Source organism: Hyphococcus sp. D3-15, from assembly GCF_055809375.1.
The window spans coordinates 2,961,726-2,974,979 of sequence record NZ_CM147910.1 but is presented as its reverse complement, the minus strand read 5'-3'; the positions used below and the strand labels follow the sequence as shown (position 1 = coordinate 2,974,979).

The 13,254-nt window shown below is 56.6% G+C and carries 8 protein-coding genes; 4 read left to right on the top strand and 4 right to left on the bottom strand.

The features are described 5' to 3' along the window. Positions 1-30: 30 nt before the first annotated feature. Complete coding sequence (locus AC0L8G_RS14735) at positions 31-3,171, top strand: amidohydrolase family protein (protein ID WP_473384935.1); 3,141 nt, start codon at positions 31-33, stop codon at positions 3,169-3,171. Positions 3,172-3,266: 95 nt separating this feature from the next. Here AC0L8G_RS14735 and AC0L8G_RS14730 read toward each other — a convergent pair whose 3' ends face one another. Both AC0L8G_RS14730 and AC0L8G_RS14725 read right to left on the bottom strand, forming a co-directional pair. Next, a complete protein-coding gene (locus tag AC0L8G_RS14730; protein ID WP_473384934.1) occupies positions 3,267-4,358 on the bottom strand; it encodes a FecR family protein in 1,092 nt (363 codons plus the stop codon). A 4-nt stretch (positions 4,359-4,362) separates the two neighbouring features. After that, positions 4,363-4,863, bottom strand: a complete 501-nt coding sequence (locus AC0L8G_RS14725) for an RNA polymerase sigma factor (RefSeq protein ID WP_473384933.1) — start codon at positions 4,861-4,863, stop codon at positions 4,363-4,365. Between the two features lie 302 nt (positions 4,864-5,165). Between AC0L8G_RS14725 and AC0L8G_RS14720 the strand changes: the two genes are divergently transcribed. From AC0L8G_RS14720 to AC0L8G_RS14710, 3 genes are all read left to right on the top strand, one after another. Further along, entirely contained in the window at positions 5,166-7,838 is a 2,673-nt protein-coding gene (locus AC0L8G_RS14720; protein WP_473384932.1) for a TonB-dependent receptor domain-containing protein, read from the top strand. 101 nt (positions 7,839-7,939) lie between these two features. Continuing rightward, a complete protein-coding gene (locus AC0L8G_RS14715) occupies positions 7,940-10,282 on the top strand; it encodes a S9 family peptidase (RefSeq protein ID WP_473384931.1) in 2,343 nt (780 codons plus the stop codon). 104 nt (positions 10,283-10,386) lie between these two features. Next, positions 10,387-10,764 (top strand): hypothetical protein, encoded by a 378-nt coding sequence (locus AC0L8G_RS14710; RefSeq protein WP_473384930.1) that lies wholly within the window; start codon positions 10,387-10,389, stop codon positions 10,762-10,764. A 607-nt stretch (positions 10,765-11,371) separates the two neighbouring features. Here AC0L8G_RS14710 and AC0L8G_RS14705 read toward each other — a convergent pair. Then, on the bottom strand, positions 11,372-11,599 hold the full coding sequence (locus AC0L8G_RS14705; protein ID WP_473384929.1) for a hypothetical protein: 228 nt from the start codon (positions 11,597-11,599) through the stop codon (positions 11,372-11,374). Positions 11,600-11,699: 100 nt separating this feature from the next. Beyond that, positions 11,700-13,250 carry a PepSY-associated TM helix domain-containing protein gene (locus AC0L8G_RS14700; protein ID WP_473384928.1) on the bottom strand — a complete coding sequence of 517 codons (1,551 nt, stop codon included), beginning with the start codon at positions 13,248-13,250 and terminating at the stop codon, positions 11,700-11,702. Positions 13,251-13,254: the final 4 nt, after the last annotated feature.

Here is a 13,254-nt window from a genome sequence, read left to right as displayed (position 1 = left end):
GATGCCGATGGGACGGCTTTGCCCCTTCAAATGCCACGCAGCCTTGATTTTGAGGTCGATGAAGGCACATGGATGGCGCTGGATGTCTCGCCGGATGGCCGGACAATCCTGTTCGACCTTCTGGGCGACATTTACGCGCTTGATGTTGTTGGCGGCAAGGCGCGCCCAGTTTTGCAAGGCGCCGCCTTTGAAACGCATCCTGTGTTTTCGCCGGACGGGAAACAGTTCGCTTTTATCAGCGACCGGTCAGGCAGTTCCAATCTCTGGATCGCAAATGCGGATGGCGGCGGTTTAAAGCAATTGTCCCATGACAAGGGGACGACGCTGTTCGCCTCGCCAGCATGGAGCGCCGATGGCGGGTCGGTATTTGTCTCGCGCGCCGTACATTACATTCTGGCGTTTGAGCTCTACAAATTCAGCGTAGAGGGCGGCGAGGAGGAACGCATCACCAACGCCAAACCGTCAGGGCATGAAGGGTTCGATGCGCGTCACAATGCGCTCGGCGCCGTCGCATCGCCGGACGGACGTTTTATCTATTATGCAACCAAGCATGGCTCCACCTGGACGGATGAAGACCCGCCCAATTGGGCGATTGCGCGCCGCGATTTGAAGACTGGCGTTGAGGATTTGATCGTCGCTGCGGTCGGCGGCGGGGGCATGAAGCCGGCCCTTTCTCATGACGGGCGGTATCTTGCCTATGCGAGCCGTGACGGTAGTCAAACCGGTCTGCGCCTGCGCGACCTTGAAACCGGTGATGACCGGTGGCTTGCGCTTCCCGTCGGCCATGATGGCCAGGTGGGCGGCTATTATTCCGACCTTTTCCCCCGCTTTGTTTTTACGCCGGATGATCGCGAAATTATCTTCAGCTCGGGCGGCAAGTTTCATCGTATTTCCATCGAGAACGGGGCCGTAAGCGATATTGCGTTCTCCGCGCATGTGATGTTGGGGCTTGGCCCCGCCACGCGCGTTCAGCAAACAGAAGAAACCGGTCCGGTGCGCGTTCGCGTCATCGAAGAAACGAAGCTGTCGCCAGACGGCAAGACGCTTGTGTTTTCCGCGCTTGGCGCGATTTACGTACAAGACCTTGCCGAAGGGGCGTCTCCGCGAAAGATCAGCGATCCGGAAACGCCTGCTTTTCAACCGTCATGGTCGCCGGATGGAAAGCGCATCACCTATGTCACCTGGTCCGCCGAGGACAAAGGGCATGTGTGGACGGTCGCGGCCCAAGGCGGCGCGCCGCAGCGCGTGACGCAGTTTGCGGATTTTTATTCCGATCCGGTGTTTTCACCGAAAGGCGACATGATTGTCGCCATGCGCGCCAATCACTATGAGCGCTTGCGTAAAATATACGAAATCTCGCCGGAGCGCCCGACTGACATCATTCTGCTGCCCGCCAAAGGCGGCGAGCCGTCGCTCGTGGCGCACGCTTTCGGCGCACGCCTGCCGCAAGTGAGTGCGGATGGAACGCGTATTCGTTTTTATGCGCCGGACGGCGCCAAGTCGGTTCGCCTTGACGGAACGGATATGAAGACGCGTGTCAGGATTGTTGTTCAGAACTGGAATCAGTATTTCGCAGATCAAGACGCTGCGGTCGACGATCTCAAGCTTAATCCTCGTGGTGATCTGGCGCTGGTGAAGACTGCGTCGCAGCTTTATCTGGCGCCCGTTTCGCCGCAGCGCAGCGGTGATGCGCCGGTCATTAACCTCTCGAAACCGGGCGCCAATGCGTTGAAACTGACGGACATCGGCGCCGACTTTTTTGGCTGGTCTGCGGATGGTGAGACGATCTACTGGACTGTCGGCGCTACCTATAGAGAGATCGCTGCTGAAGACATTTTCTCATTGAAGCCCGGTGAGGCGGAAGACAAGGCAAAATCAGTTCCGGTCGTGCTGGAATTGCCGCGAGACAAACCGGACGGCGCAATCGTGCTGCGCGGCGCGACGGCGATCACGATGAATGGCGACGAGATCATCAAGAACGCCGATGTCCTTGTCGTGAATGACCGCATCGCCGCCATCGGCAAACGCGGCAAGCTTGATATTCCGGAGGGTGCGGCGATCCGCAACGTCAAAGGAAAATATATCCTGCCGGGTTTTGTGGATACGCATGCTCATTGGGTCGAGGTCCGAAGGAAACTGCAGGAGCCGGGACACTGGAACTTCCTGGTCAATCTCGCTTACGGGGTTACCTCGGGGCTCGATGTGCAACCCTTCACCACCGATGTCTTCGCCTATCAGGACATGATCGACGCCGGGCTGATGATCGGCCCGCGGGCCTACTCAACGGGGCCGGGCGTTTTTGTAAACAGCCGCATGGATTCCAAAGAAAACGCCGTGAATGTTCTGTCACGGTATCGCGATTATTATCGTACCCGAAACATCAAGTCCTACATGGTTGGCGGCCGCGAACAGCGCCAGCATATGATTGAGGCCGCCGCTGAGCTTGGCATGATGCCGACAACCGAAGGCGCCAGCGATTTATGGTTGAATCTGACGCACGCCATAGACGGCTTTGCAGGCAATGAGCATACCTTGCCGGTCGCGCCGCTTCGCCGCGACGTCATTGAGCTCTATGCGAAAAGCCGGATCGCCTATACGCCGACGCTGCTTGTGGGCTATGGCGGTCCGCCCGCATGGGACGATATGGTGATCGGCGATTACGATCATTTCGATGAAAAGCTGCGGCGCTTCATGCCAGAGCACATCATCACAGACAAGCTGAGAAACATTCGCTGGCGCCCGCCGGAATATCAAACTTACCCCTTATTCGCCGCAGATGCATTGGCCATATTACGGGCGGGCGGCCTTGTGGGCGTCGGTAGCCACGGCAACATGCAAGGCCTTGGCTACCACTGGGAGATGCAGGCCTTGGGCGCAGGCGGCGCCACGCCGCATGAAGTGTTAATGGCCGCGACCATAGGTTCAAGTGAAGTGATCGGCCGCATGAATGATATTGGCAGTCTTGAGCCCGGAAAATTCGCCGATCTGTTGATCCTTGACGAGAACCCGCTGGAAGACATTCGCAATACCTTGTCGCTTCGCTTCATCATGAAGAATGGGCGGCTTTACGAGGCCGACACGCTTGATGAAGTCTGGCCCCGTCAAAGACGGCTTCCCAGAAGCTGGTTTCAGGATGAGACCGCCGAAGGCGAGGACCTTGGTGCAGGGTAGGGGCGGGTATTAGCGGATTTGAGCCGCACCTCTTTGCCTTTCCCGGGCCGGAATGTCAGATCATTTCCTGTTTTTGAAACTAATTGTGTTGGCGTCTATTGCTGCGATTCCCCCGGCTGGGTTGCGCGAATGACTACTCTTTCCGAATTGCGCCTTGTGATTTCCGCGCTGCCGGAAAGGGCGACAGTTGTAAGAAACGCTTCGGGATCGTCGGCGGAAAACACCCCGGAAAAGCGCGGGCCTTCGACACCATCTTCTTCGACGACTATCCTTGTGCGGTTATAGCGGTTGAACTCTGCGGCGATCTCTGAAAGCGGCGCCTGTTCGAAGATAATCTTTCGTTCGCGCCAGGCGCTGACCGCATTGAGATTGTCTATTATTCGGGGTTCTGACGCGCCGGATGTCGCTTTCTCGCCTGCCGTCAGCATGACGCCCGGGGCTGGCGATCGTGAAACGCTGTTGCTTGTTTCGTTTCTTGTGAGGGCGACCTTTCCTTCAATCACCGCCACTTCCGTAGTTCCACCTGCAAGATGTACGTTAAATAGCGTGCCGATCGCTTCAGCCACGGCGCCGCCTGCATATACGCGGAAAGGCCGTAAAGGATCATGGGCGACGTCGAAAAGCGCTTCGCCCTCGATCAGGTCAATGGCGCGCTCATTTTGTTCATAGCGCACCCGGACTTTCGACATTGTGTTGAGGTGGATAATCGATCCGTCGTCAAGCGGCAGACTGCGTTGTTCGCCGAGCGTCGTCGCGACGACCGCGCCGTTATGATCAGGGGGCTGCCCGGCGCCAAGATTATTGGCGGACAGAAATAATACCGAGACCGCGATGACGGCGAACGAAGCGGCGAGTGCGGCATAGACCAGGCGTTCTCGAGAGAGCCGTTTTGAACGCCAGCCTTGTTGCGTGTATGTGGCTGGCGTTGCCGTCGGTAAATCGACGATCTCCGCGCCAGCATCGTCAAGCAATGCGTCAACAGAGATGCGGTTGTCGGGATCAATGCCATCCGCATCCGTAAGCATTGCTTTCGTGATCAGGAGTTCGCGCACATGGTGGGGCGACTCGCGCAGCCACGTCGCCAATCGTTCCAGTTCCTCCGACGGCAATGGGCCGTCGTCCAGCCTTGCCGCCCAGAGAGAGGCCTCTTCAATAATTCGCTTATCGCGACGAGGTGCAATATTCATTGTCCTATGCCTTCCAATTCGTGCGGCAATGGGCGAGTGCGCGCGCTACATAGGCTCGGGCCGTATTAACGGAAATGCCTAGCCGGTCCGCGATTTCGGCATGGCTTAGCCCGTCGCGTTTTTTAAGAACGAATGCCGCCTGCTGCAGGGCCGGCAATTCTGCGATTAACCGCTCGACCTCACGGCAGATCTCGCGCCGCCTCAACTCATCTTCAAAAGCGTGACCATCGGAATCTGCGCCTGTGTCGGCCGCTGCATCATTATCGATGAGCGCAGGTTCGCGTGAACGTTTCAGATAGAAATCATGCACGACATTCGAAGCGATGCGAAAAAGATAGTCTTGGGGCCGGCTGATGAGCTCTGGCGTTTCCACGCGCAACAACCTCAGAAATGATTCTTGTGCGACGTCTTCCACATCGGCTTCATTCCCCAGTTTTGAACGTAAGAAACGGTGAAGCTGCGGACGATATTCATCAATCGTCCGCTCCAGGGAGCGTCGTCCCATCGCCACCTTTGCCTTATGCCGGTCATCCGCCAGAGTGAAACTCCTTGCCCTCATGCAGTAAAAGCATTTCAGGCCCTAATTCCGCTGTCGCCGTTTTTCATATAATCGATCTGCATATCGCTTCGTGTATAAAGACTGCTCCCCGGCGAAAATGTGTATTCTTTTTTTAGGTCAGGCGTTCGAGCGAGAACCTTTTTTATACACATTTCGCGGCTCGCAGCAGTCTTTACCAATATGCGGGGCAGAATCCCGCGCAAATATTGGGCGAATGCCCATAGACAAAGTTTTAGAGGGGCCGGGCAGTGGACAAAACGATCATCAAAAAAATCCTGAAAACAAATGCGGTGAGCCTGATAGCGCTCGGCGCGGCGATGGCGGCTGCGACGCCGTCAGCGGCGGAAGAATCGCAAGCAATAGAGATCAATATAGAGGCGCAAAGCCTGGATGGTGCGCTGAACGAACTCGCGCAACAATCAGATTTCCAGATACTGACCGTTGCAAATAATGCAGCCGACATAACGAGCCGCCATTTGGCCGGCGCCTATACGAAACAGGAAGCGTTGGAGCTTCTTCTTGATGGAACAGGGCTCGGCTTTCGCCGCGTCAATGAGCGCACTTTCTATGTCGGATCGCCAAAACAACTTGCGAGCATCAAGGATGAGCGTGCAAAACCCTTTCGCCTGGCTTTGGCGAATTCTGGAACGGCTGACGTGGAAGGGGCCCAAACCGGAATAGCCAATGACGAGGCTCAGGGAAAAGACGAGATTATTGTCACCGGCTCGAACATTCGCGGCCTGGAGCCGGACTCCTCGCCGCTTATCCAATTTGACCGTCAAGACATCGACCGCAGCGGTTATTCAACAGCGCATGAATTTTTGCGAACCCTGCCGCAAAATTTCGGCGGCGGCGCAACGGAATATGCTGATGGCGCCATTACAAGCGCCAATGGCGCGGCGGCGAATTTCAATAGCAGCACCGGCGTCAATCTACGCGGTCTCGGCAGTGATTCAACGCTTGTTTTGTTGAACGGGCGCCGCTTCGCCGCCGCCGGCAGGGGATCGTTTACAGACATTTCTCTTATTCCGTTGTCGGCCATTGAACGCGTAGACGTGCTCACCGCCGGCGCTTCCGCGGTTTATGGATCGGACGCGGTGGCGGGCGTGGTCAATTTCGTTCTTCGCGACGATTATGAAGGCGCAGAGACGCGCTTGCGTTACGGCACGGCCACATCCGGCGACAGCACCCTGTTTCAGGCTGGTCAGACCTTAGGAACGAACTGGTCTCTTGCCGGCGGAAGGGATGGCAATGCGCTGATCACCTATGAATATTACAACCGGGAGGCGCTTGATACGGAAGACCGGTCCTTTACGGCTGACGTGCTTGACCCTTCCGATTTAATGCCTAAACAAAAACGCCATAGCGTCTTTGCGAGTTTTTCCCAGGATTTGTCTCGAAATGTCCGCCTTTTCGGGGACGGATTTTTCAGCAAACGGAACAACGCAAGGCATGGCACAACGGCGACCACCTCGCGCCGGTCTTTTGGTGAATCCACGCAATATGGCGCGACGGCGGGTATTGGCGTGGATCTGTCGCCGGAGTGGAGTGCCGATTTCACCGGTTCCATGAGCCGAAATCACTCCGTTGAAAACAGCGATGATTTGCTGACCATGACCACAAGCTATGGCAATAATGACACCGTGGCGCGCACGCTTATGTTTGACGCCAAGACTAGCGGAACCTTGTTTGAGATTCATGGCGGTGAGGTGAAACTAGCCTTTGGCGGCCATTATCGTAATGAAATCTACCGGGATGACAGCCCGACATTTATGGCTGAAAGCGAGCGCAACATCTTCGCTGGTTATGCTGAGGCTTTCATTCCCTTGATCAGCGAGGAGAACCGCATTCCCGGCATCGAGCGCCTTGAATTCAATGTCGCGGGCCGTTATGAAGAGTATAGCGACTTCGGGTCGACGCTTGATCCTAAGGTCGGCGTGCTCTGGTCTCCCGCAAAGGGAGTGAATTTTCGGGCGAGCTATGACAACTCGTTCCGGGCTCCGCTATTCAGCGAGCTGATCGAAAACAACACGCAAGGATTCCTGCTTGATCTCGTTCCCAACCCGGCGATGCCGATGGGCCCCAATCCGCTTGTCGTGCTTGCATTTGGCAATAATGGCGACCTTCAACCGGAAACGGCGCGGACATGGACGGCAGGGGTTGATTTCAAACCTGACTATGCGCCTGGACTACGACTGGGCCTTACCTACTACAATATTCGGTACAACAACCGGATTTCAGATGTGGTCGCCGGGTTCGACCTCTTCAACCCGCTCTACGCGCCGGTGTTTTTCGATAATCCGGACCCGACGCTCATGGCCTATCTGATGTCCTTGCCAAATTCCATTGACTTTACTGGAGGGACCGCAGACCCAGAAGATGCCGAGTTCTTCTTTGACAGCCGCCTTAGAAATCTGTCGATGACGCAGACGAGCGGTATTGACTGGAATGCGTCCTACAGGTTCGAAACCGGTCTCGGGAGTTTTGTCGGCTCGTTGAATGGCGCCTATATGCTGAAGAACACTGAGCAGCCATTCGCGGGCAGTTCCTCTGTCGACAAGCTCAACTCGGTGAGTAATCCAATTGACCTGCGATTGCGGGGAGGCCTTGCCTGGGCCAATGACGGTTTTGCAGCGAACATGTTCGTGAATTACGCCAACGGATATCAAGATGATCGCTTCACGCCCGCTCCGGATATTGCGTCATGGACGACCGTTGATCTCACTCTTGCCTACACGCTTGCGCCGGCCGAAGGCGATCTTCTGGGCGGTTTGCGTCTCGCGGTGAGTGCGATCAATGTTTTTGACCAGGATCCACCCCTCGTCGACAGTTTCTTTCTCGGACGCGGTTATAATTTCGACAGCGACAATGCGACCGCGCTCGGCCGTTTCGTTTCGTTTTCTGTGACAAAACAATGGTGAGGCCCGTTTATCGGGACTGAATGCAAGTGCGCCGGTTTTGCTTTTTGAGGAACCGGCGTGCTTGTTTCATGGCGAGAAATCTCCGTCGCAAGGTGTTGTAGATGACGCAGCGAGCGCTGTTAATCCTGTTGCTTTGGACCTCAACTCTTTGCGCGCTTCCTGCATGGGCCGGTTCCGGTAAAGGGGGGATCGTTCAGCAGCTTTTCACCCGCGATGTTCCAACTGATGATGCCGGGTCATTGGTTCTGTCCCCGGACGGAGCGTATCTCGCTTATGTGGTCAGGCAGAGCAATCCGGCCCATGCGCCCGGTGACGGGCGGTTTCAGCCTAGCGGAACGCCTGCGAATATTAATGGTTCCAGTATCGCGCTTATTGAGACTGATACCGGGGATCGGGCGGCGTTTTGCAACATATCCGGCAATGCCTGGCGCCCTTCCTGGTCACCTGACGGGCGGTATCTGGCGTTTTATTCAGACGCGAAAGGCGCGCCACAGGCCTGGCTTTATGATCGTAAAAAGGACCGTTGCCGCCGAATAAGCGAGGCGGTGCTGAAACCCGCTATCTGGCCGTGGGATGCCATTCGATGGAGCGCTGACGGACGATTTATCTATGCGGCGCTGGCGCCGGATAAGCCCGAGAAAACACAACCGGCTACAGCTATGGAGCGCGATGCCGGTGAGGGGGTGAACGTCTATCGCAGCGGCTTTGATGAGCCGAAGACGGAAACCGCGACGCAGGATTTTTCAGAACCGCCTGAAAATGAACTGATGCGCGCGTTGTATGGCGCGGACATCGCCGCAATCAATGTGCGGCGCGGTTCCCTGAAAGTGATTGCATCCGCTGGCTCAAAGCGTTCGCCACAGTCTTATTTTCAGCTATCGCCATCGGGCCGGTTCGTTTCTTACCTGACCGTGCCTTACCTGGCGCCCGACAAGGGCGCCGGATTGAAGATGGACCTGCTGATTGCGCCGGCAGATGACCCGGACAGGGCTTTTCTGGTGGCGGAAGGTCTGGCGTTGCAGGGAAATGATTACGGCGCCTACTATAAATGGGCGCCGGACCGCGATGAGCTTGCATATCGGATCGACGGGGGGCTGCGGCGCATTGAAATTCAGTCGACCGGTTCCGTGTTGCGCCGGAAAATACCGCAATCGGCGCAGCAGGGCCCGGTTGTTGCATTTTTCTATAGCGCAAGCGGGAACGATTTTTTCAGCATAAGCCGGCCGCCGGAAGGGGGAGGGTTCGCCCTCCGCCGCGTTCCCGCAGCCGATGTAGCGGGTTTGTCAGAACCGATCGACGTCAAGGAATACACATTCGGATCAGTTGTAACGGATGAGAACGGCGCCGCGTGGCAACCGGTTGCGGAAACAATCACGGTTGTCGGACGACATAACAAAACCGGCATTCCGGCGGTTCTTCGCCTGTCGCTTGATGATGGCGGCGGCGAGCTTCTCTGGCGTGAGCGCGCGCAGTTGAACCCTTTGTTCGTCCATAATGACCAGCTTTTCGCGCGCTATGAAAGTTTCGATACGCCGCCGGATATTTATGAACTGACGCCAGGGTTCGAACGCAAACGCCGATTGACGCAACATGAGCCCGCGTTAATTGCGGCTGCAAAACAGGAGTTTCAATTCTTCGAAACGACCGTGCCGGACTATAATGGCGGAACCAGAATAGCGCGCAGCGTGGTCATCGCGCCTAAAAACAACGAGCCTTCAGACGGGCCCCCGCCGGCCATTGTCTGGCTCTATCCCGGCACCGACCTTTCGCGGTTCCTCAATCAGTTCGGCGCGCCCGTTTTCGGTGTTCCGGCAAGTGCCTATTCCAGTCACGGGTACGCGCTTGTCCTTCCCGATATTGACCTCGGGCCATCCGGGCGAAAAGCCGATCTGATGGAAGAGATCACCCGGCAGTTGCTGCCGCAAATAGGCAAGGCGGCGGAACTGGGTTTCATCGATATCGACCGTGTGGCGTTGCGTGGCCAGTCTTTCGGCGCACTTGCCGCTGCAGGCGTCGTGGCGAGTACTGATCTGTTTTGTGCGGCGTTGTTGAGCAGCGGCACCTATGACCTCGCCGGCGCCTATGGGGCTGTCGCCTTGCGCGGCGACGCTGCGCTTGACCGCAGCAATTGGATAGAGCGCGGCCAGCCGCGCCTCGGCGCCGATCTGTGGTCTGCGCGTGAGCGATATATTGAGAATTCGCCATATTTTCATGCGGATAAAATTGATACGCCGGTGCTGATCGTGCAGGGGAGCGCGGATGAGTTCGGATATGCCGAGGCCGGAAAGCTTTTCGCCGCATTGCGGCGGCGGTCAAAGAAAGTCGAACTCGCCATTTACGATGGCGGCGGCCATTTGCCCGCTAGCTGGCCGGCGCCGCAAGCCATTGACGCGCATCAGCGAATACTTGTCTTTCTTCAGACCTGCCGTGCGCAAGACGATTAGAAAGGCGCCGCATAAGCCATGGGCGGGATGCGGTATTTTGTACGCCACATCGGATAAGGTTCTCGACCGTAGATATTGTAGCGATGAAAAAGGATGCGAGCATCATGGAGACAACCCACACAATCGCAACGCTCGCCGGCGCGTATCTGATCGTCACGGGTCTGGGGATGATCATCTCCATGCAATTTTATGAGCGCATGACGGGCATGGGGGCGAAGTCAAATCCCGTCCTCATCAATCTTTCCGGCATGGTCCATTTTTTGATCGGCGGGTTGGGTCTTTTGCTGCATTTTCGCTGGTCATCGCCGCTTGAGATCGCCGTGACGCTGACCGTCGCGGCGACCGCGTTGAAAGGTGCGATGCTGATTATGATTCCGGCGCTCACCTTGAAATCTCCGCCGCAATCGCGAATGCAATTGCGCTTGACCGGCGCAGGGTTTTTCGCCTTTGGCGGCTATCTGGGCGTTTCCGGCTTGTTGTAACCCGGCGGCTTGGAGCATCCGCCTGTCTTGTCGGCGTTTCCGGACGCGCCGAAACCGCGAAGGAAGCTTGTTGATTGTAACCGGTTTCCTGTGCGCACCATGTGCAATGAGCAATCGAAACCGGTTTAAAGCTGCGCAAATTCGTCTATATGTGTGCGGGAAGGAGTCTGCCGAACCTGTTGCCGCCTAAGAAATATGAAAGAAAATCAATTATATAAGTTTTGCGCGGTGCTCCTGATGGATGATGAAGACTAACGATTGCTTCCAATGCCTTACGAGGCGGCGTGTGCAGTATGTGTGTGCACGGAAGGACTTGCAGAGACAAAGTTTTAATAAGAACGTGCAATCGAATGTCGCCTATGGTTTAGCGCAAGCGGTGCACGGGGTGACAAACTTGAAGGCGCCCGTTTGATTTATAGGGTCGCATTGTAATGGCTTTTGCATGTGAATTGCGAAAAGCCTGATTCCACTGTCTTTCGGAGGCCGAAGCGAAACTCGTCCCTGCGCATCCATCTTTGAAGACTTTTTTCGCGCTTGAAATCTATCGCGTGGAGCGAGTCCTATTGCGGATATCTGGCAATAGCCACTGGATTAAAATTCGATTGGACTAGTCATCACCGACTAGCGCATTTCGCCTGCGGGTGCGCCGCTTATACATGCTGAGAATCACAGTCATGGTCACAGCGACAAAAAATGCTGCAATCGAAAGGGTCAGGACCCAGACCAGTAAACCGAATGCCGGCCCAAAGCGGAACATGCCGAAGATCATGTTCGCGCCCAGCAAGGTAAAGCCCGTCCAGTTGAGCCTGTGCGGTGCTGCGGTGAGATAGGGCATTGTCTGCGCGATGGCGGCGCGGTGCTGCTGCTGGCCCGCAGCGAGCAGAAAAAACCTGCGAAGGATGTCAGCAGTATTGAAATGTAGACAAGGGTTTCCGTCATCTTGTGTCTGCCGATCCGGAGGCGAGGGTTGCTCCTGACAAAGGGCGACCGTTCAGCCTGAGCGCTGAATAGATGCATATGGCGGCGGCGGTCAGCATGAACATATCGACGCCGGCGACGCCGAACTGGCTGCGGGCGAGGGCCGCCGGTATCCAGTCGCCCGTCGTCAGGCCGTTCAACAACACCGCCGCAAGGCATGCCGCCGCGATCACCCAGCATTGCTCCCGCCAGGCAGTCCCGCGACGAATAAAGGCGTGCACGAACGCTCCGATCCAGGCGATATGGAACACCCAGACTTCAATAGCGTCGCGCTCGGCGACGCCGAGAGGCAACACGCGATTGGCGATCATGAAAGCGGCGGAGGCGATGAGCGCGCCGGTAACCGACCCGACGGCGAGACCTTCCACGAGCCTGATGCCGCGCATGCTGTTCTTTGCATATTTTTTGCGCCGCGATTCCACCCAGAACATAAATCCGGTCGCAATCAGCACACAGCCTGCAAGGCCCGATATGAAATAAAGCCATCGCAGCACGAGGCGCCGGAACTGAACCAGATGGAGCCCGGCAATCGTGTGATAGATCTCTGTAGAAACGGTATTGTCTGTCTTGAACAACATTTCGCCGGTGGCGGCGTCGAACCAGATGGAATCGTACCGATAAGCGACGCTGTTTTTTGAAGACCGCTGCAACTCGAAATAAGCGTTTGCGTCGCCGGGATGGTGGAGGCGGATGCGTTTTGGTTCGTCGCCGTTCCAGGCAGCACGCGCAGTTTCGAACATCGGAACGAGGGTAGAGACCTCGCCGCCAGGCTCGCCGGAAGCGGCTCGTGAAAAATAGCCTGTGCTGACTTCTTCCGGATTGCCCTCGAAAATAACTGACTGCGCCGCCGGCACATACATCATGCCGAACATGGCGATGCCGGAAAATGAGATGACGAGATGAAAAGGCAGGGCGAGCACGCCGCTGAGATTGTGAACATCGAGCGAGGTGCGCTGGGACTTCGATCCGGCGCGCAAGGTGAAGAAATCTATGAAAATCTTCTTGTGGATAATGACGCCGGATATGCAAAGGGCCATCATGATGAGCGCCGCCACGGCGCAAATCATTAATCCGAGGCTGAACATGTTCAGATGAAGCGTGAAATGGTACCGGTAGAAAAAGCCGGTTCCGCCTTTTGTGCCGGGCTCGCCGTAGTTTTCGCCGGTCGCGGGATCGAGAAACTCCCATAAATTGGACCCGTCCTCGGTGCGGACATAGGTTTCGAGCGCCGGCGTGCGCGCTGTCGGCAGATCGAGGGTCCAGACGGCGGCGCCGGGATAGTTCTCCTTCATGACCGCCGGCAATGCATCGAGATCCATGAGCGGCTTCGGCTCGACCCGCGACATCGGCATCGTCCAGCGGTCGATTTCGCGGTCGAAAACAGACAAGGTCCCGGTCCAGAAGATGATGAACAAAAGCGCGCCCACGACGGCGCCTAACCAGGTGTGCAACCAGTTCATCGCGGGCCTGAGACCGCGGCTCTCGTCAAGAATGGCGGGAGGGGGCATGCGC